Origin of the sequence: Amycolatopsis sp. WGS_07, assembly GCF_045278895.1 — a bacterium.
GTDB lineage: Bacteria > Actinomycetota > Actinomycetes > Mycobacteriales > Pseudonocardiaceae > Amycolatopsis.
Genome location: NZ_CP136053.1, coordinates 957,275 through 982,537, shown reverse-complemented (window position 1 = coordinate 982,537; position 25,263 = coordinate 957,275). Strand labels below are relative to the sequence as shown.

At 65.8% G+C, this 25,263-nt stretch carries 18 protein-coding genes; 9 read left to right on the top strand and 9 right to left on the bottom strand.

Features of this window, described 5'->3' with window-relative positions:
• The first annotated feature begins 68 nt into the window (after positions 1-68).
• The gene (locus tag RPX00_RS04440; protein ID WP_406637710.1) at positions 69-515 is read left to right on the top strand and encodes a VOC family protein; all 447 of its coding nucleotides are present in this window, start codon (positions 69-71) and stop codon (positions 513-515) included.
• A gap of 46 nt (positions 516-561) precedes the next feature.
• Here the strand turns inward: RPX00_RS04440 and RPX00_RS04435 are convergent, their stop codons facing one another.
• Entirely contained in the window at positions 562-1,986 is a 1,425-nt protein-coding gene (locus RPX00_RS04435; protein ID WP_406637708.1) for an FAD-binding oxidoreductase, read from the bottom strand.
• A 163-nt stretch (positions 1,987-2,149) separates the two neighbouring features.
• Here RPX00_RS04435 and RPX00_RS04430 point away from each other — a divergent pair, with 163 nt between their 5' ends.
• Together RPX00_RS04430 and RPX00_RS04425 are read left to right on the top strand one after the other, a co-directional pair.
• On the top strand, positions 2,150-3,478 hold the full coding sequence (locus tag RPX00_RS04430; RefSeq protein ID WP_406637707.1) for an MFS transporter: 1,329 nt from the start codon (positions 2,150-2,152) through the stop codon (positions 3,476-3,478).
• Entirely contained in the window at positions 3,475-5,055 is a 1,581-nt protein-coding gene (locus RPX00_RS04425) for a N,N-dimethylformamidase beta subunit family domain-containing protein (protein ID WP_406637705.1), read from the top strand. The genes RPX00_RS04430 and RPX00_RS04425 overlap by 4 nt, the downstream gene beginning before the upstream one ends.
• On the opposite strand, the gene RPX00_RS04420 is transcribed toward RPX00_RS04425, so the two are convergent.
• From RPX00_RS04420 to RPX00_RS04400, 5 genes are all read right to left on the bottom strand, one after another.
• Positions 5,039-6,151, bottom strand: coding sequence for a mandelate racemase/muconate lactonizing enzyme family protein (locus tag RPX00_RS04420; RefSeq protein ID WP_406637703.1), 1,113 nt, complete (start codon positions 6,149-6,151; stop codon positions 5,039-5,041). The two genes, RPX00_RS04425 and RPX00_RS04420, sit on opposite strands and share 17 nt — an antisense overlap.
• The gene (locus tag RPX00_RS04415; RefSeq protein ID WP_406637701.1) at positions 6,148-7,050 is read right to left on the bottom strand and encodes a dihydrodipicolinate synthase family protein; all 903 of its coding nucleotides are present in this window, start codon (positions 7,048-7,050) and stop codon (positions 6,148-6,150) included. The genes RPX00_RS04420 and RPX00_RS04415 overlap by 4 nt, the downstream gene beginning before the upstream one ends.
• On the bottom strand, positions 7,047-7,925 hold the full coding sequence (locus RPX00_RS04410; RefSeq protein ID WP_406637699.1) for an amidohydrolase family protein: 879 nt from the start codon (positions 7,923-7,925) through the stop codon (positions 7,047-7,049). Before RPX00_RS04410 ends, RPX00_RS04415 begins: the two co-directional genes overlap by 4 nt.
• Before the next feature lie 4 nt (positions 7,926-7,929).
• A complete protein-coding gene (locus RPX00_RS04405; RefSeq protein WP_406637697.1) occupies positions 7,930-8,655 on the bottom strand; it encodes a creatininase family protein in 726 nt (241 codons plus the stop codon).
• 164 nt (positions 8,656-8,819) lie between these two features.
• Complete coding sequence (locus RPX00_RS04400; protein WP_406637695.1) at positions 8,820-9,869, bottom strand: YncE family protein; 1,050 nt, start codon at positions 9,867-9,869, stop codon at positions 8,820-8,822.
• A gap of 516 nt (positions 9,870-10,385) precedes the next feature.
• On the opposite strand from RPX00_RS04400, the gene RPX00_RS04395 reads away from it, so the two are divergent.
• The gene (locus RPX00_RS04395; protein WP_406637693.1) at positions 10,386-18,458 is read left to right on the top strand and encodes a DNRLRE domain-containing protein; all 8,073 of its coding nucleotides are present in this window, start codon (positions 10,386-10,388) and stop codon (positions 18,456-18,458) included.
• A gap of 303 nt (positions 18,459-18,761) precedes the next feature.
• A complete protein-coding gene (locus RPX00_RS04390; protein WP_406642760.1) occupies positions 18,762-19,175 on the top strand; it encodes a barstar family protein in 414 nt (137 codons plus the stop codon).
• Between the two features lie 171 nt (positions 19,176-19,346).
• Here RPX00_RS04390 and RPX00_RS04385 read toward each other — a convergent pair whose 3' ends face one another.
• Positions 19,347-20,189 (bottom strand): IclR family transcriptional regulator, encoded by an 843-nt coding sequence (locus tag RPX00_RS04385; RefSeq protein WP_406637691.1) that lies wholly within the window; start codon positions 20,187-20,189, stop codon positions 19,347-19,349.
• Between the two features lie 55 nt (positions 20,190-20,244).
• Positions 20,245-20,685, bottom strand: a complete 441-nt coding sequence (locus RPX00_RS04380) for a MarR family winged helix-turn-helix transcriptional regulator (RefSeq protein WP_406637689.1) — start codon at positions 20,683-20,685, stop codon at positions 20,245-20,247.
• Positions 20,686-20,766: 81 nt separating this feature from the next.
• Here RPX00_RS04380 and RPX00_RS04375 point away from each other — a divergent pair, with 81 nt between their 5' ends.
• The 4 genes from RPX00_RS04375 (at position 20,767) to RPX00_RS04360 (ending at position 24,344) form a co-directional block, all read left to right on the top strand.
• Positions 20,767-22,002, top strand: coding sequence for an amidohydrolase family protein (locus tag RPX00_RS04375; RefSeq protein ID WP_406637688.1), 1,236 nt, complete (start codon positions 20,767-20,769; stop codon positions 22,000-22,002).
• Entirely contained in the window at positions 21,999-22,550 is a 552-nt protein-coding gene (locus RPX00_RS04370) for a GNAT family N-acetyltransferase (RefSeq protein ID WP_406637686.1), read from the top strand. Before RPX00_RS04375 ends, RPX00_RS04370 begins: the two co-directional genes overlap by 4 nt.
• A 61-nt stretch (positions 22,551-22,611) precedes the next feature.
• Positions 22,612-23,688: a sensor histidine kinase gene (locus RPX00_RS04365; protein ID WP_406637684.1), complete on the top strand. Its 1,077-nt coding sequence runs from the start codon at positions 22,612-22,614 to the stop codon at positions 23,686-23,688.
• Entirely contained in the window at positions 23,685-24,344 is a 660-nt protein-coding gene (locus RPX00_RS04360) for a response regulator (RefSeq protein ID WP_406637682.1), read from the top strand. Before RPX00_RS04365 ends, RPX00_RS04360 begins: the two co-directional genes overlap by 4 nt.
• On the opposite strand, the gene RPX00_RS04355 is transcribed toward RPX00_RS04360, so the two are convergent.
• The gene (locus RPX00_RS04355) at positions 24,341-25,225 is read right to left on the bottom strand and encodes an alpha/beta fold hydrolase (protein WP_406637680.1); all 885 of its coding nucleotides are present in this window, start codon (positions 25,223-25,225) and stop codon (positions 24,341-24,343) included. The genes RPX00_RS04360 and RPX00_RS04355 overlap by 4 nt on opposite strands.
• Positions 25,226-25,263: the final 38 nt, after the last annotated feature.

Here is a 25,263-nt window from a genome sequence, read left to right as displayed (position 1 = left end):
CGCTACTGCTGCGAGTCTCGGTTCCAGTGCCGGAACGAGTCCGGCGCGGAAACCGAGGAGTCGAAATCATGGCAGTGCACGCCGTCGCCCACTTGAACTTCCGGGGCGAGGCAAGGGAGGCGCTCGAGTTCTACCGGGCGGTGTTCGGCGGGGAGATCCGGATCGCGACGTACGGCGACTTCGGCATGCCGAAGGACGTGCCGGGCGCGGACCGGGTCGTGTTCGGCCAGGTCACCGGGGACAACGGGTTCCAGGTGATGGCCTACGACGTCCCCGGGACCACCGCGCCCGCGCCGTCCGGCGAGACCACCCGCGAGAACGGCACGACGATCACCACGGAGAAGTTCTTCCTGTCCGTCAGCGGCGATTCCGTCGACGAGGCCGGCGAGTTCTGGAAGAAGCTGTCCGAGGACGCGAAGATCATCGAACCGTTCGGCCCGTCGCGGTGGGCCCCGGCGTTCGGCATGCTCCAGGACCGCTTCGGCGTGACTTGGATTCTGCAGGTCGCCGCCTAGCCCACCGGTCTGCGGCCGGAGTCCTGCGCCGGCCGCAGACCGGCTTTCACACCGGGCGCGGCGAGAGACCCTGCTCGAACGCGAGCACCCCACTCGGGTCGTACTTCGCCGCTACCGCCCGGAGCGTCCGAAGATTCACCCCGTAGTACGCGGTGGGCCAGTCCTTCTGGTCGTCGTTGAGGTAGTTGACGTACGCGCCGCCGGTGGCGAACTCAGCCAGCCGCGCCTGGACGTCGTTCACTACGCGCTTCGCGGTTTCCCGGTCGACGCCCGGGTCGGCGGTGAGGTAGACCTGCACGTCGCCGAACACGCCGCGGTGGGCGAACGCCGTGTCCGTGGGGCGGACGTCGGAGACCGCCGCGTCGAGCGGGTTCACTTCCAGCGCCACCTTGGTGTCGCCGGTGACCAGTGCGCTCAGCGCGGCCGGATCCGCTTTCGTTGCCAACACCCGGGAAGCGGCCATGAATCGGCGCCGCCCGAGGTCTCCGGACCAGAAATCCATCGCGCCCAGATAGTCCGTCTCCTGGAAGCCGGAGACCGTGCCCTTGACCCCGGCGCGGCGTTCCAGATCGGCGATGAGATCGCGCGCCTGCTGTGCGCCGCCGAGGAGACAGCCAGGGACCCCAGCGGCTGGCCGGGGGCCGCCGAGCACCGAGATGTTCGACCAGAACTCGCGCGGCGCGGCGGTGACCCAGTCCTGCCAGGCACCGCAGACGTCGGCGCCCGACCCCTCGGGGAAGTGCACCACGAAGACGGTGACCCGCGGCGGCGCGGGCACGGTGCGGAAGGTGAATTCCGTGGTGACGCCGAAGTTCCCGCCGCCTCCGCCGGTGAGCGCCCAGCCGAGGTCCGAACCCGGGTCGACCGAACGCAGCCGCAGATCCCGCGGCGTCACCACTTTCGCGCTGTCCAGGTGGTCGCACGTCAGCCCGTATTTCCGCATCAGCACGCCGATTCCGCCGCCGAGCGCGAGCCCGGCGATGCCGACCGAACCGCAGGTGCCGCCGGGCAGCGCGCGGCCTTGCGCGGCCAGCGCGTGATAGACGTCGATCAGCCGCGTGCCCGCGCCGATCACCGCCGTGCCGTTCCGGCGGACCTCGACGCGGTTCATCAGCTTGAGGTCCGCGACCAATCCGTCGCCGGGCGTGGAATACGCGACGTAACTGTGGCCTCCGCTGCGAGCGGCGAACTTGATTTTCTTTTCGGCCGCGAATTCCACGCACTTCCGGACGTCGTCGGCGTCGGCGCAGCGGGCGATCGCCGGTGGGTAGCGATCGTCGTAGAGCAGGTTGAACGGCGGGCGGATTTCCTCGTAGCCAGCGTCGTTTCGCCGCAGCAGCGCGCCGTGCAGCTTTCGGCGCAACGCGGCCCAGTCCGGTTCCTCAGCGGCGTCCGCGGTTCCGGCGCCGATCGCGGCCGCGCCCGCCGCGACCGCGGACAACTGCAAGAGACGACGACGGCTCAACGGCATGGATCGACCCCTCCACGGCTCGGCGGCCCGGTTGCGCCCGCCCGAGATTCCCCTTGTCCGACAGCGCCAGCATAGACTAATCTTTCCGAAATAGAAGACGTATCTACGGTATTTCGGAAATACGGGGATTCGGGGGGCACTCGGATCAGGAGGTGCGGGCGTCATGCACTCAGACGGCTCGGACTCGCCCGGCTCGACCTCTGCGCGCCGGTCCGCGGTGCTGGCTTCCAGTATCGGCACGCTGCTCGAGTACTACGACTATTACCTGTTCGGCCTAGCCGCCGCCGTCGTGTTCCCGGCGGTGTTCTTCCCGGCCGCGGATCCGCTCACCGGCCAGCTGTCGTCGTTCGCCACCTTCGCCGTCGGATTCGTGCTGCGTCCCATCGGCGGCATCGTGATCGGCCACATCGCGGACCGGTTCGGCCGCAAGAAAGCCTTGATCCTCACCATCGTGCTGATGGGGATCGCGACGATTCTGATCGGCGCGCTGCCCGGTTACCGCCAGATCGGCGTCGCCGCCCCGATTCTGCTGGTGCTCCTGCGGTTGCTGCAGGGCTTTTCGACCGGCGGGGAAATGGGCGGCGCGATCTCGCTGGCCGTCGAGCACGCCCCGCCGCGCAAACGCGGTCTCTACGGTGCTCTGCTGCTGTCCGGCGCCGGGGTCGCGTTGCTGATCTCCTCCGGGCTGATGGCGTTGTTCGCGACCCTTCCCGACCGGGATTTCCTGGCCTGGGGCTGGCGGATCCCGTTCCTGCTGAGTTTCGTGCTGCTGGTCGCCGGTTTGATCATCCGGATGCGCGTTGGCGAAACGCCGGAGTTTGAACGCGCCCGGAAGAAGGATGCCGGCGCGCGTATTCCGTTGCTCGCCGTACTGCGTCGTCCGCGCAATTTGATCTACGGCGTCCTGTTCGGTTTCGCCAACAGCATCGGCGGCTACGTCATCACCACTTACGGCGCGTCGTACGTCAAGAAAGATCTCGGCATGCCTGCGTCGGTCGCGCTCACCGCGACAATGGTCGCCGCGGGAGCGCAGATCATTCTCGCGCCGACCTGGGGTGCGCTGTCCGACCGGATCGGCCGGAAACCGGTGTTCCTCGGCGGCTGCGTCGGGCTCGCCGTAGTGATCTTCCCGGTGTTCTGGCTGTTCGAAACCAAGAACCCGGTGCTGGTGGCGGTCGCGATGGTGCTGGGCTTCTCGATCTTCGTGATGGCGATGTCCGCGCTGTCCCAGACAATTCTGTCCGAATTGTTCGATACTCGCTCGCGCGTCACCGGCGTCAACCTGGGCTATCAGCTCACTGCGGTACTTGGCGGCGGATTCGCCCCGTACCTCAGCGCGCTGCTGGTCGGCGCGACCGGCGCGGTGTGGGGCGTCGGTATCTACGTGATCGCCGGCTGCGTGCTCAGCGCGATCGCGATGCTGCTCTTGCCCGAACGTGCCGGACAACCGCTGCCGGAATCGGCTGGCGAACCGAAAGCCGCGACCGTATGACCTTGCTGGGATATGTCAGCGACGAACGTTATCTCGCCCTGCCCGAGGTGACCGTCGAGATCAGCGCCCGCGATGCGTACTGGACCGCTCGCTCCACCGCGACCGGAGCGATCCACGCCGATCTCCCGCCTGGCGATTACCGCGTCACCCTCGCCAAAGACGGCTACGGTGCCAAACACGTCGACGTCTCGCTCGGATCCGGTGCACCGCATCAATTCCGGCTGCTGTCCGATCAGCTTTTCGGTTATATCTGGCCGAAATGGGCCCGTAGCGGCGACGAGGGGGAGTTCCGGATCCACAGCCCCGAGCCGTACCGCCTGAGCCTGTGGCGGCACGGTGCGACGGCCGAGGAAACGGCGTTGATCGGCTGGTTCGACGAACACGCACCACGCGCGACCGTGCAGGTTACGCCCGACGGCGACTACACCCAAACCGGCGTGCGTTTCAACGAAAAGGGCTACGCCGATCCATCACACCGCCAGTACGTCACCGCACCAGACCGCAGCGGCCTGTACTACTTCCACGCCGAAGGCGAGTCCGGTGCCCGATTCTCCTTTCCGTGGATAGTCGCACCGCGTGAACCGACTGCCCCCATCGCCGTAGTCGCGTCCACGAACACCTGGAACGCCTACAACAATTTCGGCGGCCGCAGCAACTACATCAACGCCTCTGGCTTACCGGCGGTGCCGGTTTTGGTGCCCCGCCTGGAAATGCCCCGCTACCTCGAATCAAGCTTCAGCGAACACGCACTGCCAGACGACGTTTATCCGCCGCTGTCCTTCGAACGCCCCGAACCGCTGAATCAGCTCAGCCCCGACACTCAGCCGGACGACCCGATCCGCGGCAGGCAACCGTGTCACCTGGCCGCCGCGGAATGGCGCTTGCTCAGCTGGCTGGAACGCAACGGCTACGAATACGACCTCTACTCGGACGCACACCTCCACGACGGCACCCTGCCCCTAGACGGCTACCGCGTGCTGGTCCTGAGCACGCACCCGGAGTACTGGTCCCGAGAGATGTACTCCGCGGTCTATTCCTGGGTGCACGATCGCGGCGGAAAGCTCGCCAACTTCGGTGGCAACGTCGCCGATTGCGAGGTCGAATTCCCGTCACCGGATCTCTTGCGTTTCCGTACCCAGGTCGCCGGACCGCACGAGAGCCGCATGCACCGCACATTCCGACCCACGTCGGAACTGTTCGGCGTCGTATTCACCAGCGCGGGCGCGATGACCGGCGCGCCGTACGAGGTGATCGACCCCGGCCACTGGGCCTTCCGCGGCACCGAACTGGCCAAGGGAGACCTGTTCGGCGTGCGGAGCCTGCACGAACGATGCCCAGGCGGCGCTTCCGGCCACGAAACCGACAAGACCGGACCACACAGTCCACAGGGGACACACGTCCTCGCCCGCGGCCGGAATCCCGGCGACGGCGGCGGCGAAATCGCGCACCACTCGACGGCCAGCGGCGGCGAGGTATTCTCCGTCGGGTCGATCGCTTGGACGTCCGCCGTGCTCGTGGACGACGGCGTATCCGCAGTGACCGCGAACGTGCTCGACCGGTTCAGCGGACGCTCGTGAACCCAGCGGCGATGTCGTCCGCCACTTCGACGCCGAGCCCAGGTGCGTCGCCGAGCCGGACCGTCTGTCCGTCGCTGTCCAGTGGTGTCTTGAGGATGTCCCGCTCGTAATAGTGCGCACCGATAATGTCGGACGGAATGGTTAGCGACAGCCCCGGCGCGGCACAAGCGGCATGCAGCTGTGCCGCCGCGCCAATGCCCAGCTCCCCATTGGACCCGAGCACGACGTCCAGCCCGAACGCATTCGCCAGATGCGCCATCGACACCACCCGGCCCGGCCCGCCCGCCTTGCCGATGTACAAGCTGACCGCGTCCGCCGCCTCCGCCCTGATCACGGACACCAGATCATCGGTACCGAACACACTTTCATCAGCCACAATGGACAGACCACGTCCACGCAGCGCGGACATCGCGGTGAGATCCTTGGCAGCCACCGGCTGTTCGAGAAACGCCGGATCCTGGTCCCGCATCAACTCGATCGCCCTCGCCGCGTCCGCAGGCCGGTAGCCGCCATTCGCGTCCAGACCGAGGAACGTATCCGGCCCCACGAGCGCACGGGCCTCAGCAAGCCGTCGCGCGTCATCGACCGGATCGAAGCCAACCTTCAACTTAAAGCTCCGGAAGCCAGCTCGGTGGGCAGCCTGGTAGACGTCGCGAAGCCGCTCACTGCTACCGCTGAGCGAGCACTTCACTGGCACCTCAGTCCTTAATGGACCACCCAACGCGACCGCCAATGGCACTCCGAGCGTGCGCGCATACGCGTCCCACAACGCGGTTGAGATCCCCGCCTTGGTGAACGGAGCACCAGCCGCCGCCTGATCCATCCTCCGCTCGAGATCGGCGACCGGGACGAGCGGCTGCCCGAGGATCGCCGGCGCGAGCGCCCGCCGGATCAGATACTCCGCCGTGCCAGCGTCCTCACCGCTCCATTGAAGGGTCGCACTGACCTCGCCCACCCCGGTCGCTCCGTCCGAAGTGGTCACTCGGACCAGCAGAAAGTCAGACCGGTCATGGGTCCCGCGAGCCCCCGCCACCACCAGCTCCGGCCGGACGACCGGACTGATCGCGGTGACCTCGATGTCCTCGACGGTGTTCACAGCAGATCGCGAAACTCGTCGAGAAACCGGTCGATCATCCGGATGTCTTCGGCGTCCAGCTGGTACGCCGGTGCCCGGCAGTACGGGCTGGAGAACAGCCCACGCCGCACCGAAATCAGCTTCTCCGTGGCGATGATCCGCTCAGTGTCCAGCATCCAGTAGGAAATGTACGGCAGCAGCCTGCGGTGCAACTCGTCCCCGCCCGCGTCGTCGCCCTCCTCGAACCGCCGCCAGATTTCCACGTAGATCTCGGTGAACGAACACCCCGGCTGCGTCCCGACCGCCCCACGCCGGATCGCGTCCGGCAACTGCACACCCGCATACCCCTCGACCGCCGGAATCGGCGGATCCCCAGCGGCCAGCTCGGCAATCAGCGGCCCAGGCGGACTGGATTCGACCTTCACCAGCCGCAAATTGGCATGCTTGGCCGCGATCGCCCGCAGCACATCCGCGTCCAGACTGGTCCCAGTCTCGCTAGGCGCATATTGCAAGACCACCGGCGTCGGTGCCACCGCATCCAGCACCTCGCGAATATGCTCAACCAGCGCCTGACGAGACGGCTGCAGATAATGCGGCGGCAGCAGATTGATCAAATCCGCCCCCGCCGCGACCACCTCAGTCGCCCGCTTCACCGCAAGCTTCGTCGCGTGATCCTGAACCGCGACAATGGCCTGCACATCCGCCCGCGGAACAGTCTCCGCCAGCAACACCTCAGTGAGGCATTCCCGTTCGCCGTCGGTGAGCTTGTAGAACTCCGACGCGAACCCTGGGAACATCACACTGCCGACCCCGGTCCCGAGCACATGCCGGACCACCCGGCGAAAGCCAGAAACATCGATCTCGCCGTCCACAGTAAAGGGCACTTCGAGCACGGGCGACACCCCGCGAATTGGCGTCATCGCTTCCCCCTCTGCAGACCCAGCGCGGCAACGGCATCCGCGTGAATGACTCCCTCGATCAGCTCGGAGGAGATCTTCGGCAACGCAGTACCCGCGACGATGTCGTTGACCCGCCGAATCCCCGCGATGGCTTCCGCGGTGGTGGCGATCGGAAAGTCCGACCCCAGCAACAGCTTCTGCGGCACGCCCCACTCCTGCGCGGACAGCAGTGATTCGTAACAGACCCAAGGCCGGAGGTAGATCGACGAGACGTCGGCGTAAACGTGCGGATGCTTGCGGATCGTCACCACCGTCTCGCGCCCCCACGGATGTCCCATGTGCGCCATGACGATCCGCAACTCCGGAAACTGCAGCGCGACCTCGTCGGTCACTAGCGGATACGTATAGCGCAACGGTGCCTGCCGAATCGGCGACGCACCCTGATGGAACAAGATCGGCAACCCGTGCCGCTCGCAGTACGCGTAGAAGTCCAGCGCGGGTTGGCCCAGCGGATCGAAGTTCTGGTAATTCGGCCCCAGCTTCACCCCGACCAACCCCAGCTCACGACACCGATCCGCCTCTTCGAACACCCCAGGCGCGGTCGGATTCACTGACATAAACCCGATCCGCCGCTCTGGATCGGCAGTAGCGAACGCCGCGGTGGCAGTATTGGTGTCCTCCGGCCGATACGGCAGCCCCGTGGCCTCCTCCGGCTTGTCGACCGCGATGTTGAACACAATGGACAGATCCGCGGCCGCAGTCGCCTGGTCGTAGTCAGCCCAAGAATTCGTCGTGACCACAGCCCGGTCCGTACGCCACCCGTCATAGACGCGCCGTTCACCCTCCGGCACCGCCGCTTGGTGGGTCGGAGTATGCGTGTGCACGTCCACGATCATGGCTTCACAACACCTTCGCCAGCCTGACAAACCGCTCCGCAAGCCCGCCGACGATCGCCTCGAGCCACTCACGCCCTTGCGCTTCGGTCGCTAACTCAGGCCGACCGGTATACCCGTCGATACTCCGCCAGACGTGTCCGGAATGGACGTCCACATCAGACACCCGCTCGACCCGCGGTGCCTCACGCGGAGTCGCTTCACGGACCAGTTCCTTGTGGACCGCCAACATCATCGACGTCTCGAACTCACCAGCATGCCCAGGCACGAGGTCGTCCGGTTCGAGCACCCGCCAGTAGTCGGTATGCGCCACCGCAAGCCCATGCTTAGTCGAAGCGGCCCCAGCGAACGCGTGGCAGACCCCCACATTGCCGCCGTGCCCATTGACCACCACGACCCGCCGCCCACCCTGCACCGCGATCGACCTCGCGAGATCGTCAAGTACTTGCAATAAGGTCTGCGCCGAAAGCGAAAGCGTGCCATTGAAGGGAAGGTGATGATCCGAAGCCCCGTAGGGAATCGGCGGCGCAAGCAACAACGGCCGATCGGCCTCCGGTGCCGCCACCTCGGCCGCCCGCTCGCAGACGGCAGCCGCGAGAAACGCATCCGTCCCAGTCGGCAAATGCGGCCCATGCTGTTCGGTAGCGCCGATCGGCACCAGAACCAGCGCCTCGGCAAGCACCCCACGCACCGCGGCGCGGTCGGCCTCCGCCCAGCGCAACAGTGCGCCCACGACGTCTCCCCGATACTCCGGTTGGCCTATCTTCCGGTATTTCGTAGAAGTCTTCCTGATTCAGGAAGATAGTCGATCGAAGGGGGAGACGCAATGGCGCGGGGGAGGGCAAGAAGAGGCCCGGCCGCAGGTAGGAACGCGGCCGGGCCGATCGTGACGCAGGATTACCGGTCAGCCGGATCCCTCAGGACCCGCAACGTGGGCTCCGGCCCGTTGGCGGGTCGGGTGATAGCGAAAAGCCGCTCGCTGTCCGCGGTCCACGCCAGGCCGCGGGGCGCGAGGACGCCGTCGTTCGTCGCGTCCAGGGCGGCCAGCGGAGCAGAGCCGCCGACCTTGTACACGTAGACGTCGTCACGCGGATTGCGGACGCCGCCCGCGAGATACTTGCCGTCCGGCGACGCGGCGACGGCATTCGGGTACTGCCCAGTGTGGTATGCGCCGGCGCGAGTGAGATCTTTGCTGTTGAAGGCTTCCACTGCGTCTCGGGAACCCGAAGCGGTGTAAATGGTCTTGCCGTCGGGCGACAGAGCGAGGTCGGCCAGATCGCTGCCGACGATCGCACCGGACGCGCGCGACTCGAGCTTCCCGGCGGCGACGGCGTAGACGTACACCGACGACTGGCTGAGTTCCGCTTGCCCGGCCACGAGCGGCCCGGCGTCCCCGGTTTGGGACGCGACCAGCGGCGCATGATGGAACCGGACGTTCGCGCCCTGCTGGTCGAGCGTAACCGCGGGCGGGACAGCGGCGGTGTCGAGTTTGCCGATGCCGCCGTTCCACGATTCCTCGCACCCGTAGCCAAACCACACGACGCTGCCGGTGCGGGCGAGATGGGCCGGGCAGGTCTGGGCCCCGGTGGGATAGCGGGCGGTTTCAGCGAGGGTAGTGGTGTCGATCGCGGAGATCGCGTCGCCGGACGCGAGCGCGACGTACAGCGTGCGGCCGTCCGCCGAGAGAACGAGCCCGGACGCACCGAATTGGCTGTCGATGGTCTTGCGCACCCAGCCGCCGAAGTCGGTGACGACGACCCCGTTGCTCGTCTTGCCTCCGCTGACGAACACGTGATGGTTCGCCTCGTCGACGGCCAGGTCGGAGTAAGCGGGCAGACCAAGCGAACCCACGGCCGGGCTCGCTTCCGCGCCCGGCGCGACGATCAGCGCGGCCGCGGCCGCCGCGGCGGCCAGGAACATTGTTTTCGCGCGCGGAATAGTACTCATTCCGGCCTCCCCATCGGTGGATCATGCGATTGCATGAGTGAGTAACTCGAATGTAGCGAATACTGTCTGATCGGTCCATCCCGCCGCGATTGTCCAAGCTGGACCATCCGGCCTATTGAGGCCGTGATCACCCGGTTGTACCGTCGATTGCGGTGTTCGCCGCCCAGAGGGGATGGCTGGCGTTGTCGCCGGTCGGCCGCATATCCAGCGGACTCGGGCGCGATTGTGCAGGGGGAAGCTGAGATGTCGGCCAGACGCGCTTTTTCGTGCTGCGTTCTTACGATTATCGTAGCTGTTGGCACCGTTTTCGGCGCTGGCCCGGTGGCGGCGGCGCAGCCGCCGCGGGCGGCCGCCGGCCCGCCAGTCCACTCGCACCGCAGCGTTCCCCCGTCCCCGCCGGGACCGGGGGATGCGGTTCCCCGACACGAATCGGCACCAGTAGGGCAGGTAGCGCCCGAGCCGAAGCGGCTGGCGGAAAAGGTCGCGCAGCGCACGCTCACGACCAAGGCGTTTCCGTTGTCGGACGGCCGGACGCAACTGCAGGTTTCCCAGACGCCACTGCACTATCGCGACTCCGCCGGGAATTGGCAGGACATCGACACCCGGATCGCGAAAACGGCAGCGCGCCCGGGTTTCGCGTACGGAAACGAGCGCAACACTTTCCAGAGTTATTTCGGGACTAAAACCGAGAATCTCGTCGGGTTCAAGCAGGGAGAACGGGAAATCCGGCTCGGCATCGCCGGTGCGCCGCGTCCGCTCGAGCCGCGCGCCGAGGGCAGCGCGGTCACCTATCCGGGCGCATTCCCCGGCACCGATGTGGTCTACCAGGTGACTCCGAACGCGTTGAAGGAAAAGCTCGTGCTGGCCAAGCCGCCCGCGGAGGCGCCCAGCTACAGCTTCACGATGGACCTGGCGGGCGTCGAGGCCCAGCAGCAGCCAGACGGTTCGATCGCCTTCTTCCGTGCGGGCGGCGACCACGACGGCGGACCGCTCTACGTCATGGCGAAGCCGTTCATGCTGGACGGTCGTGACGACCCGGCCTCCCCGTACGGAAAATCATGGAGCGGCAAGGTCGCCCAGACTGTCCGCGCCGAGGGAGGCCGGTTCACCGTCACGGTGACCGCGGACCAGGAATGGTTGCGCGCCAAGGAACGCGTGTACCCGGTGGTGATCGACCCGACCATCAAGATCCAGCCCACCGCCACGCAGGCGCAGGACACGATGGTGACCTCCGACGAACCGGACGCCAACCACGACGGCAGCTGGCGGTTGTCGGTCGGCGCGACGAACACCGGCGCCGCTCGGAGCCTGCTGAAATTCGACCTCGCGAACATCCCGGCCGGCACGCGGCTGGATTCGGCGCAGCTGCAGGTCTACTACGACCAGGACCACACGACCGGCTCCAACGACGTCACGGTGGAAGCGCACCGGGCGACCCAGCCGTGGACGGCGAACACCGCCACGTGGAACACCTCCGCGGGTGCGTTCGCCGAGGTCGGCCAGAACCAGGACAACGTAGACGACGGCGAACCCGGCCGTACCGCGGCGAACGGCGAATGGCGTCCGATCGATACCGGCGACGCCGAGCAGGCGGTGGGCCACAGCTACCGGGTCGCTGCCCGGGGAGGCGACTACACCTGGGTTCCCCGTCTCACCGAGGACGGCGACTACCAGGTCGAGGTGCACTACGTGCCCGGGGCGGGGCGGGCGTCCAACGCTCCGTACACCGTGTTCTACAACGGCGGCCAGCAGACCGTGCCGGTGGACCAGACCGCCGCTGCTCCCGGCGGGTGGAAGTCGTTGGGCACCTGGTCGTTCAAGGCGGGTACCGGGCAGAAGGTCGTGCTCGGCGGGGTGCCGGGCAAGGAGGTCGTGGCTGACGCGGTGCGCCTGACCAAGCCCGGTACGCAGGTCAAGAAGGCCGACAAAGCCAACGTGTGGCACAGCTTCAGCGTGCGTTCCACTGTCCAAAGCTGGCTGGACGGTGCGCAGCCCAACCACGGGTTCCTGCTCAAGGCCGCTGACGAGACCCAGGGCAAGGGCGGTCCGCGGTACGAGGCCGCCGAGTACGCCTACAACGGGGCTACCGAGCAGACCCCGCGGCTGCTGCTGACCTACGGCAAGCCCGGCCCCGTCCTCGACGTTCCGACGACGATCCGGGCCACCGGCGCGAACCTGACCTGGTCGGCCTATCCCGGGGACGATTTAGTGGAATACCAGGTCCACCGCTCCGTCTTCCAGCAGTTCACCCCGACCGCCGCGACGCTGGTCGCGCCGGTGCGCCCCGGTACCGCCAGCTACGCCGACACCACCGCGCAACCGACCAAAGCGGACGATCCGCAGCCATTCGGCAACGCCTTCTACTACATCGTCGCGGCCAAAACGCGCGACGGACAGCTGATCCCGTCGGCGACCCAACTGGTGCGGCTGCCCAAAGCGGGCCAGGTCGTCAAGGTCATCCAGGGCAACGCCGCCGACACCACTCTGGCGAGCAAGCAGCCCGATCAGCCGCACGACAAGCTGACCGGCGAGCCGTGGTTGTCGGTCGGCAACAACTCCGGCACCTTCGGCGCGACCCGCGGCCTGGTGAAGTTCCCGAACCTGGCCGGGATTCCGTCCGGCGCGCGAGTGCAGAACGCGGAGATCAGTCTCTGGGGTTTCACCTACGTCGGCGGCACCCCGGTCGGCACCGGCACCTACGAGGCACACGGGCTCACCAAGGATTTCGACCAGGGCAGCGCGACCTGGAACAAGGCCAGCTCCGGCCGGTCCTGGTCGGCTCCCGGCGGCGACTTCGAGCCGGCGGTCGCCGGAAGCACCACCGGTGTCACCAATGATCCGGCCCTGCGCGTCCTCCGGGTGACCGGATTGGCGCAGCGATGGGTCAACGATCCGGCGAGCAACCACGGCGCGCTGGTCAAGCTCGCCGACGAGGCCAACCCGCCGGAACGCACCATCTTCCTCAGCAGCGAGGCCGCCGAGCCGCGCCTGCGGCCGAAACTGACCGTGGTCTACACCGAACAGACCGCGGAGAGCACCTACTACGCACCGACTACCCCGGACCGGATGATCCCCGGCGACGAGTACACCGTCCCGGTCACCCTCACCAACACCACCGGCGCGGCCTGGTCCGCGGCTGACTACGTGCTGTCCTACCACTGGGAACTGCCCGACGGCACGGACGTCACCGGCCCCGGCAACCGGGTCGAGACGCCGCTGCCCAAGGACGTCGCACCGGACGGTGTGATCGCGGTCGACGCGAAGGTGAAGACAGCGACTCCGTTCGACCTCGGCAACAAGCGCGAAGCCTTCGTGCTGAAGTGGGATCTGCGGAACCGGACGGCAGGGAAGTGGCTGTCGGAGACCACGAAGATCCCGTCGCTGGCGCAGAACATCACGATCGACGACCCGAAATCGGATCAGCTGGGCCTGGAGAAGTTCTACTCTTATTCCGGCGGCAACACCGGCGCCGGTTCGACGCTGATGGTCAACCAGTCCGCGGGCAACGCGGTGTGGTCCTACAACGCGCTGAGCAATCCGAGCCGCGGTCTCGCGACGTTCCTGCGGATGACCTACAACGCCCAGGACACGTCCAACTCCTACATCGGCTCCGGCTGGTCCCTCTCGGCCTCCAGCCTGGCGCGGCTGGGGACCCCGCTGGAGTTCTACGGCTGGGGCGGGCCGGGATACCCGGCGAAGATCGTGCTGACCGACGGGGACGGCACCAGCCATCAGTTCGCGTTGAACAAGCACGACAGCCCCGACCCACGGCTGTGGGACTACGACAAACCCGCCGGCGTCCACCTCTACCTGCAGCGCACCGGGAGCGGAGACCCGAACCGCACCTGGGTCATGACCCGGCCGGACCGCACCCAGCTCGTGTTCGACAGCGACGGCTACCCAAGCGCGACTGTCGACAAGAACGGCAACGAACTCCAGTTCACCTACGAACGCTCGTATGTCAACAACCACAACACCGGCGTACTGAAGTACCTCACCGACGCGACCGGCCGCCGCACCCTGAACCTCGAATACTTCCAGAACGGCGATCCGGACTACGACTACTTCACCGGCGACCAGAAGCACCACGGCGTCAACCTCGCCAACGGAAAGATCGCCAACCAGCTCAAGGCGATCACCGACATCTCCGGCCGCCGGATCGAGTTCGTCTACAGCGACCGCGGCCTGCTGCAGGAGATCACCGACGGCGCGGGCACCGCTCAGCACAAGACGTTCACCTTCTTCTACAACAACGCGCTGCTGAACAAGAACGCCAAACTGATCTCGGTCACCGACCCGCGCGGCAACTCGACCGGACTGTCCTATTACGACGATCCGGCTCGCAAGTGGAAGACCCGCGCGCTGACCAACCGCGCGGGCAAGGACACCGGTTTCGACTACCGCTACCCGGATCCGGACCACAGCTCCGCGGTCGACTCGATCGTGACTGACGCCAACGGCCACGCGTCCGACACGCTCATCGACGGCTACGGCCGCCCGACCAAGCTGACCAACGCGAAAAACCAGACCACCGAACTGACCTGGGACGCCGACAACAACGTCCGCCGCCTGGCCGAGGACGGCGGCAAAGCTGTCACCACCTGGGAATACGACCCGATCACCGGATTCCCCAAGAGCATCGCCGACGCCGAGGCCAACGCGAACAAAACCCCGCCGACCGTCCTGAACTACCGGACCGGACTCGGCGGTCACGTCGCCGACCTGACCGAGAAAATCACCCCGGAAGGCCGCAAGTGGCTGTTCACCTACGACGACCGCGGAAACCTGGTCGCGGTCACCGATCCGAAGGGCAGCGGAGACCCCACGGCCGGTCACTACACCACGCTCAGCAGCTACGACAGCTTCGGCCAGCTGCTGACCGTCACTGACGCCAACAACAACACCACGACCTTCGGGGACTACGACCCCATCGGTTCACCGCGCCGGATCACCGACGCCTACGGCCACGACACGCTGACCAAATTCGACGCGACCGGAAACGTGTTGTCCACAATGGACGCGCGAAAGAAGGTCAGCGAGTACACCTACGACCTCTTCGGCAGACCGTTGTCGTCCAAGGTGCCTAAGGACGCCGACAAGGGCGACTACATCTTCACCCCCGGCGCGCAATACGACTCGAACGACAACGTCATCAAGACGACAGCGGCCAATGGCGCGATCACGACGGCCGCCTATCGCCCCACCGACGAGATCGTCGCGGTCAGCACTCCCAAGGACGACGCCGGCGATCCCGACCGGACCACCACCTACGACTACGACAACGTCGGGAACCTGCTCCGGCAAACCGACCCGAAGGGCACCCTGACCCCCGATCCCGCCGACTTCACCACCACCCGCGAATACGACCAGCTCAACCGGGTCATCGCCACTGTGGATGCTGGGGGCAACCGGTCGACGTACGAGTACGACAACGTCGGCAACCTCACCGTGGTAGTCGACCCGCGCAAGACCGCGACCCACGATCCCAAGGCGTATACGGCAAAGTACGCCTACGACCTGAACCATCGCGTGAAGACGGTCACCGACGCCGCGGGTTTCACCACCGGCCGGAAGTACGACCGGGACAGCAACATCGTCGAGTCCACCGACGCCGAGCAGAACACCACAGTGCTCAAGCTCGATGCCCGCGCCATGGTCGAGGAACAGTGGGTGCCGCGCGCCAAAGACGCGTCAGGAAATCCCGTCTATCGCAAGACCCGCTTCGAATACGACGAGGTCGGCAACAAGACCAAGGTCATTTCCCCGCGCGGCACGGAAATCCCCGGCAACACGGAGAACTTCGCCGCGGTCACCGTCTACGACAAGCTGAACCGCCCCGTCGAACAGCAGACCCCGTTCGACCGCAACGACGAACGTGTCAAGGCGCCCGACAAGACGACCTACACCTACGACGAGGTCGGCCGGCTCACTGAAGTGAGCGCGCCGCCGTCCAACGGGCAGAACGTCCGCAACGTGACCCGCACCAGCTACTTCGACACCGGCTGGCTGCGCTCCAGCGTCGACCCGTGGAACATCACCACCACCTACGACTACGACCAGCTCGGCAAGCAGACCGCCCGCACGCTCACCGCGGCCGGCGGGTCCATGAGCCGCAGCATGACGTGGTCGTTCTACCCGGACGGAAAGCTGAAGTCGCGCTCCGACGACGGCGTCCCGCTGGGCCGGGACGTGCGCGTGATCGACAACACCGACCCCGCCGCCATCGTCACCGGAACGTGGGGCACCGGCGGTGCCGACCCGAATCCTGACTACGAGGGTTTCGACTACCGGCGGCACAACCCAGGCACCGGTACCGACACCGTCGCCTGGAACCTCGACGCCCCGCGCACCGGGACGTACGAGATCTTCGTCCGCTATCCGAAGGCCGCCACCGCCACGAACGCCACCTACACCATCGACCACGACGGCGGCAGCACGACGAAGACTGTCGACCAGACGCAGCAGCCCGGCCAGTGGGTCAGCCTCGGTTCGTATGGCCTTACCGAAGGACAAGCACGCAAGGTAACGCTGTCCGACAAGGCCAACGGCGTGGTAGCCGCGGACGCGGTGAAGATCGTCCGCGACGGAAGCGGCGAAACCGGCCCCGCTCAGCAGAAAACGTTCGGCTACCGCTACGACCCGAACAACAACCTGGTCGACATCACCGACTCCAGCCCGAACACGAAGATCGACAACTACGCGATCTCCTACACCGGGCTGAACCAGATCCAGCAGGTCCAGGAAAAGCTCAAGGGCGCCGTAGCCAAAACCACCACCTACAGCTACGACCCGAACGGTAACCCGAAGACCCGCGACCACGACGACCAGCACTCGGCGTACGAGTACGACGTCCGCGACCTGCTGGCGAAGGTCACCAACACTGACACCGGCGGCGCACCCCAGAACACGACCTACACCTACACGCCGCGAGCCCAGAAGCTGCTCGAAGCTAAGGCCAACGGCAACCAGGTCCAGTCCGAGTACTTCCCCGACGGCGCGCTCCGGCACGAGATCGAACGCAAGCCGGACGGCACGATCGTCAGCGAACACACCCGCGACTACGACGCCAACGGCAACCCCGCGCACGACACGCAACACACGATGAACGCCGACGACCACGGCGCTTATCTGGACAACACCCGCACGTTCGTCTACGACCCCCGCGACCGCCTCCGCGGCGTCACCAAGACCGGCACGTCGTCCGGCGAAGAAAAGTACACGCACGACGCGAACAACAACGTCATCGAGCAGACCCTCGAAGGGAAGACGACCAAATACACCTACGACCGCAACCGGCTGGTCACGTCGTCGGTCGACAAGAACACCAGCACGCACACGTACGACCCGTTCGGCCGGTTGGACAACGTGACAGTCGATGGGACGTTGCTGGAGAAGTACCGGTACGACGGGTTCGACCGGATCGCGGAGTACCAGAAGCTGAAGGAAGGCAGCACGACCGAGCGGGTCACGACGACGTACGCGTACGACCCGTTGGACCGGACGCTCTCCAAGACCGAGGGCGGCAAGACTACCGATTTCGCCTATCTCGGCCTGTCGAGCAGCGTCCTGAACGAGAAGCTCGCTGGGAAGCTGGACAAGTCCTACCAGTACAGCCCCAACGGGCAGCGGCTGTCACAGACCAAGCAAAACGGGGACGGCAGCAAGGAGACGACTCAGTACGGGTATAACCCGCATACGGATGTCGAGACTCTTACTACGGATAAGGGCGATACCAAGGCGACCTACGGGTACACGGCTTACGGGAGTGATGACAAGCAGTCGTTCACCGGGATCGACAAGCCGAAGCCGCAGGATCCGTCGGCACAGGCTTACAACCTGTATCGCTTCAATGGCAAGCGCTACGACCCGGCAACGCGCAACTACGACATGGGGTTCCGGCACTACAGCCCTGGTCGCAACACCTTCCTGACCCGTGACTCGTACAACGGGGCTGTCGACGACCTAGGGCTGTCGACTGATCCCTGGACTGGCAACCGCTATGCGTTCACTGGTGGGAATCCTATTAGTCGCATCGAGATCGACGGGCACAAACCTTGTGGAAGCACTGAGGACTGTCAGCTGTATGACCAGTACCTGCAACAAACCAACCAGTACTACGACCCTTCCGGCGTTGAAAAACCGCAGACGCCGGAGATGCGGAAAAATCAAGAAGAATATCGGGCGGAGAATAAAAAAGGTCGGCACATAGTTTTTCCTGGTGGAACTGAATACTACAGGACTGCCGGCCAGGCGTTTATCAATGGTGTGGAAATGCCGATCACTGATGTTTCTCCGGATTTTGAGGTTCTTGCAGGGCAGTTGGACGACTGGGTTCGCAATAACAGCTTGTGGAAGAAGACGGCGCAAAAACAGGCTGACCGTGGGATGCCCAGAGTTGGAAGCTTGACCGGTGAAGCTACGCTGAGTGCGTTGCGGTCCATCTGCTCTGAGTCTTGTGACCGTTCGTATCTTCTGGAAATTTCCGCTGATCAACTATACGATACTCTTGCTGGCGAAGGTGCAGGGGCGGTTGCCGGAGCTGTCGGTGCCGCAGAAGGCGCTGTCGAGAGTTCCGTGGATCACCGGTAAACTGCCTGCCGCAGAAGAGAAGGCTTTGGCTGAAACATTGGGTCATATCGACATGAAGACGATCCCTCAGGGTGCGACAGCCCACAAGTGGGGAACACCTTTCAAAAACTGGGGGCAAGACCTGCCCGGTGGTACGGGTGCGAGTTCGCCGTATCTTGAGTACAGGGTGGCTGCGCCGCCCGGGGTAAAAGGCGCTGGGCCCCTGCGTGTCGTGCAAAACGCCCAGTCTGGTGAGACGTACTATACGTGGACGCACTATGGCGACAGTGGTCCTCCAGCATTCGTTCGGATTCGGTGACGGGAATGGAATATCGTATAGGTGTTACAAAGGTAGAGGCAGATAAAATTAGTCCATTGATTCTGCGTCTAAAGAGTGCGCGGCAGCAGGTTTTCACTATTTTGACAGGGGAAGGTTTAGGTCGGAAGGCTTTCTTTGATGCTGTGCGCTCTGTGCTTCCCCTGGATCCGCCGGTAATGGGATCGCGAAGCTGGGATGCCTTGTCGGACTCCCTCTGGGAAGGTATTCTGAATCTTCATGGTAAGCGAACTGTAATCTGGTGGCCGGACGCCGAGGAATTTAAAGAGCGATCTCGTTCTGATTATAATATCGCCTTAGAGGTTCTGCAAGATGTAGCATTATCGTTGGCTGACCCGATTAAGACCAATGGGAAGCCGAAGCGAGTATCCATCTTTGTGGCCAGCTCGAAAAGCGAGTAGTCTCTTGCTGATGCTAATTTTTGAGGTTGTGCGCTGATTCTGCTCTTTCTCCGGCTGCATGGTCGGTCGTGTAGGAAGATTGCTTCTGAAAACAATTCGACGGAGGGTGGTGCAATGCGCGACTCGCGGGCTGGACGATAAAGTTCGCGAGAGTGTCTGCCCGGTATGTGGTTAAATGGTTGTTCGAGGGGCTATCGGTAGTTCGGGTTCTGAAGTTCCGGCCGTTGGCTTCACTCCGGCAAACCCCAACCGCCGCGAGACCTCCTGTCCCACCTGAACCACCCCTCGCGCCGCGGCCTTCCGCTTCTCCCCAACCAACTGCCGAGCGAACCCCGTCACCCCCACCGCTCCGGCAACCGACCCCTCGGCGTCAAAGAACGGTGCCGCAAGGCAAGCGATCTCCGCCTGCTCCTCCTCGCTCTCGATCGCATACCCATCCGCCCGTACCTTCGCCAGCAAGGCCAGGAACCGCCCTGCGTCAGGAGCAACAGCGTTGGGGCCAACACCCCGCGAAAGGCGGGACAGCAACGGCTTAAGCTCAGCCTCCGGCAAATGCGCGGCAATCGCCCGCCCCAAAGCGGTCAGATCAAACGGCGCGACCTTCCCCCGGTAAGTATCGAACTGCACAAACCCGGGCGTAGAAGCCTTCGCGACATAGACGACCGAAGCGTCCTCCAGGATCCCGACATGCGCGGGCATCCCCAGGCTCTCCGCAAGACGGCGCAGGTCCGCCTGTACAAGGGACGGCAGATCGACCTTCCGGACCAGTTCGATAGCCAGCCCGTAGAGCCGCAGAGTGGGACGCCAGAAGTGGCTCCGACCCACGACCCGGCGCACGGCATACCCCCGCTGCTCCAGCGTGTACGCGATAGACGCGCAGGTGGCGAGCGGTACCCCGGCGGTCTTCGCGAGCGCGGTGAGCGTCAACGGCTCCTCCGCCCGCACGAGAGCCTCCAGAACGGTCAGCGTCCGGTCCGCGGCCGGCGACGCTGCTTTGCCCGACGCGTCGCTCATCCGGCATCAACCTTTCGGATACCTGTAGTCATCTTCGGAACACGGTAGCGTCCGGTCAACGACCTGGCTCAATACGTTCGATCGTCTGCTCCGCCCACGACCGGATGGCCGTGGTCTGCGAGGGGGTCAGCGAATCCAGGAAGTGGCGGCGGATGTTGTCGCCGTGCACCACCAGCGCATCCTGGACGATGGATCGGCCCTGAGAGGTGAGGCTGATCCCGGTGCGCCGTCCGCTGGGGCTCCGGGCGGGGGCGATGAGGTCGCGCGCCTCCATCCGGGTCAGCTGGTGCGAGACGCGGCTCTTCTCCCAGCCGAGCGCCTCGACCAGGTCGCCGACGCGCAGCTCGTGCCCGGGCGTCCGCCACAGCGTCACGAGAACGCTGAATTCGGTCTTCGTGATGCCGCATTCCCGCTGCAACCCGCGGTCGAGTTCACGCGTGAGCAGGCGTTGTGCGTGGACCCAGGCGTTCCACAGCTCCCAATCTTCGGGGGTCATGGACGGCAAGCGTACTGGCACAGTTGACTCGTCAACTCGTGCGGCCCTAGAGTTGACGCATCAACTCTAGAAGGGGGCGCGATGCGGACTTTGCTGTGCGGCGGGACGGTGGTCAGCCTCGACCCAGCGGTGGGGGACTTTCCGTGCGGGGACGTGCTGATCGAGGACGGTCGGATCGCGGCGGTCGGGGCCGCCCTGGACGTCGACGCGGAGGTCGTGGACGTCAAGGGCAAGATCGTTCTGCCGGGCTTCGTGGACACCCATCGGCACACCTGGCAGACGGCGTTTCGCGGGATCGGCGCGGACTGGACGTTCGCCGAATACCGCGCTGCCATGCACGGCAAGCTCCGGCCGCACTATCAGCCGGAGGACGTGTATCTCGGCAATCTCCTGGGTCGCCTCGAAGCGCTCGACTCGGGCGTGACGACGATGCTTGACTGGTTCCACTGCTCAGACCGACCGGAGAACGCCGACGCGGCGATCGACGCGCTCGACGAAGCTCCCGGACGATCGATCTTCTGTTACTGCGCAATGGAACCCGAAGACGTGACCCGCATAAGGAAACGGTTGCCGGGCGACGAGATGGCGTTCGGATTGCGCGGGCCGATTCTGACCACAATGGACACAACCGTCGCGGACGTCGCGTTGGCGCGGGAACTCGGCCTTCGGGTGAGCGTGCATGTCCACGGCGAGGTGTGCGACTCGATTCCCGAGATGCACGAACGAAACCTGCTTGACGACCGTACGACAATCGTTCACGGCAACGGTCTCACCGACGAGCAGTTGGCGATCCTCGCGGATACCGGCTGTTCGGTGACGATCAGCCCGGACGTCGAGGTGAAGATGGGGTTCGGGTGGCCGGAAACCGGACGGCTGCTGGCTGCTGGGATCAGGCCTTCGTTGTCGATTGACGACTGTCCGTCAGCTGGGGGTGACATGTTTTCGGCCATGCGTACGGCATTTGCGACGCAGCGCGGTCTCGACGGCGGTCTTGTCGCACGCGATCTGCTTGAGTTCGCGACGGTGGAGGGCGCGCGGGCCTGTGGGCGAGCAGACCGGACAGGCAGCATCAGCGTCGGCAAGGACGCGGACCTGATTCTCCTTGACGCCGAAGACCTGTCGGTCTTTCCGGTCAGCGATCCAGTGTCCACAGTGGTCACTTCCGGACATCCGGGATTGGTGGACAGCGTGTACGTCGGCGGACGCGCGGTCAAGCGGGACGGCAAGCTCCTGGGGGTCGATCTGCCCAGGCTCAGGGACCGGCTGCTGGAATCGCGGGACCGGATCGCCGCGGCTGCCGGAATGGCGGCCCGGTGAAATTCCTGGAGACGGATCGCTTGCTGCTGCGGCAATTCACCGAGGCCGACATGGAGAATCTGGTCCAGCTCGACAGCGACCCGCGAGTGATGCGCTTCCTCGCCGGCGAGCCGACGCCGCGCGCGGAGATCGAGCACAAGGTTCTGCCTGCCATTCTCCAGGATTACGAGAAAGGACCGGCCGGACGCTGGGCGGCGATCGAGAGGGCGAGTAGCGAGTTCATCGGCTGGATTTCCCTGGATCCGCCGGAAGACGGCAGCACGACCGAGCTGGAACTCGGCTATCGGCTGATGGCGAAGGCCTGGGGCAAGGGATACGCGACGGAAGGTGCGCGGGCCGCGATCCACAAAGGATTCACCGAGCTAGGCACGCGACGCGTGTGGGCGCAGACGATGGCGGTGAACACCCCGTCCCGCAGGGTGATGGAACGGGCCGGATTGCGCTATGTCCGTACGTTCCACGTCGAGTTCGACGATCCGCTGCCAGGCACCGAACACGGCGAGGTCGAGTACGCCTTGACCCGGGACGAATGGGCAGCCGAGGAGTAGTGATCGGGCAACCCGCGGTGAGCGAATACGGCATCCTTTTCGTCCGGAATACACTCGCCGGGTGATCAACCTCCGGCGGGTCTCGAAGCACACGGTGTTCCCGTTGATCGGGTTGCTGCTCTTCGTCGGATCGCTGCTGCCGTCGCTGCAGACGTTCGGGACCCAGTTCGGCGGGCTGCCCTCGCGGCCGTACGACGCGCTGGCCGTCGTGGCGGTCGCGCTGCAGTCGTTGTCGCTCGCGGGGTGCCGCCGGTGGCCGATCGCCATGTTGACGCTGGTGGCGGCCGGGTTCGCGCTCGATCAGCTGAGCGGTTACCACTCGTTCGCCGGTTCGGCGTTGCCGGTCGCGGTGCTGAACGCCGGCTGGCGGGCGGGCCGGGGCCGGCGCACCGCGGCGATCGGCTTCACCGTGGCGTATCTGCTGTTCGTGGCGGCGTTTCCGCTGCGTGGCGGCGGCGAGCCGGCGGCGGGGGTGGTCGCGTTCTACCTGTCGCTGGTCGTCGTGTGGGGGATCGGCGCGTGGCTGCGCTCCACCCGCGTCGCGGAGGCGGAACGGCGCCGCCGGATCGCTGAGGAAACGCGCGCCGCCGAACGGGCGAGGCTCGCCCGCGAGCTGCACGACGTCGTGACCCATCACGTGACGGCCATGGTCGTGCAGACCGAATCGGCGCGTTACCTGAGCGGCGACCGGCTCGACCAGACCCTCGCCACGGTCACCGGTACCGGCCGCCAGGCCATCGCTGAGCTGCGGAATCTGCTCGACGTGCTCAACCCCGGCCCCCAGCCTGACCTCGGCCTCGACACCCTGGTCGAGCAGACGCGGCGAGCCGGGCAGCCGGTGGAGTTCACCGAGGTGGGCCCGCCGGTGGAATCGGGGCTGGCGTACCGGGTCGTGCGGGAAGCGCTGACCAACGCCCTCAAACACGCGCACGGCAGCCCCACTTCGGTCCAGGTCCGCCGCGGCGACGAGGACATCACCGTGGAAATCCGCACCGACAGCGAGGCGGACGCGGCCGTCGGCGGAAGCGGGCGCGGGCTGGCCGGACTGCGCGAGCGGGTGGACGACGTCGGCGGCGAGTTCAGCGCGGGACGCGGCGAGGGCGGCGGGTTTTACGTCCGGGCCCGGATTCCGGCATGACCGCGCCGCTGCGGGTCCTCGTGGCCGACGATCAGGTGCTGGTCCGCACCGGGCTGGTGACGATCATCGACGCGCAGCCGGACCTCGAGGTCGCCGGCGAATGCGGCGACGGCCAGTCCGCGGTAGACCTGGCCCGCGAGCTGCGTCCGGACGTCGTGGTGATGGACGTGCGGATGCCGGTCCTCGACGGTATCGCCGCGACCCGGCTGCTGGCCGGAGCCGACGTGCCGCGGCCGGCGAAAGTGCTGGTGGTGACCAATTTCAACCTCGACGAGAACGTCTACCAGGCCTTGCGCGCCGGTGCCGCCGGATTCCTGCTCAAGGACGCTCCGCCGGAGCAGCTGCTGCACGGAATCCGGACCGTCGCGTCCGGCGCGGCGCTGCTGGACCCCGAGGTGACGCGCCAGCTCGTCGGCCGGTACGCCACCCGGATCCGCCCCGCTGCCGCGGATCCGGGTGGCCTCCCGCTGGCCCCGCGCGAGCTGGAAGTCCTCCGGCTGGTCGCGGACGGCCTGTCCAACAGCGAAATCGCCGCGACGCTCGTGCTCAGCCAGGAGACGGTGAAGACTTACGTTTCGCGCATGCTCGCCAAACTCGGCGTCCGCGACCGGGTGCAGGCGGTCGTTTACGCATACCGGCACGGGCTGGCGGATTAACCAGCTGCCCGCGCGGCGACGTCTTCGATTTCCTGCACGGCGAGATCGGGCTGGTCGACGTAAATGTAATGCCCGCTGGTTTTCGCGACCGTCAGCTTGGCCCGGCTGGAAATCTCGAGCCATTTCTGCTGCCCTTCGGTCCACGCCCGTTCCAGTCCCGGACCGTACTGCGGCAGTTGTGCGAGGTATTCCTGGCCGTGCTTGATCACCTCGACCGGAATAGCCCCGGCGGATTTCACGGCGGCATCGGCGACGACCAGCTTTTCCGGGCTTTCGCCCTTGAACACCGCCATGGTCTGCGCGCGGAGATCGGCCGCGTCCCCGGTGGCATTGGCCGGGATTTCCTTGGCCAGGTCGGCGTTCTGTGTCGGCGAGGTGGCGTCCATCAGCACCAGGCCTTTCACCTTGTCCGGGTGCTCGGGCGCGTAACGGGCGGCGATCAGCCCGCCGAGCGAATGCCCGGCCAGCACGACCGGGGAGTCCGCGGCGAGCTGGCCGATGACGCCGGTCAGCACCTTTCCGGTGGTCTCGAAGGTCTGCGGGCCGTCCGGCTGGGCACTGCCGCCCGCGCCGAGCCGGTCGTAGGAGCACACCCGGTTCTTCTTCCCGAGCTTTTCCTGCAGGCTGGCGAATTTGTCCAGTGCGTCCCCGCCGCCGTGCAGCAGAATGACGACCGGTTTGCCTTTTTCGAGCGTTCCGGCGCAGGATACATTCACCGATTTGCCGTCGACGGTGAGCTTCTTCACTCCGGTGAACGCGGCCTGGCTGACCGGAGCGCTGACCGGTGCGCTGCTCGGCACCGAATCCGGATCCGTTTCCTCGTCGCACCCCGTCAGCACCAGACAAGCCGCGATCGCCGCGATTCCCCCGACCTTGCGCATCGAATACCCCTCCATCAACGGAAACCCGGATGGCGGAA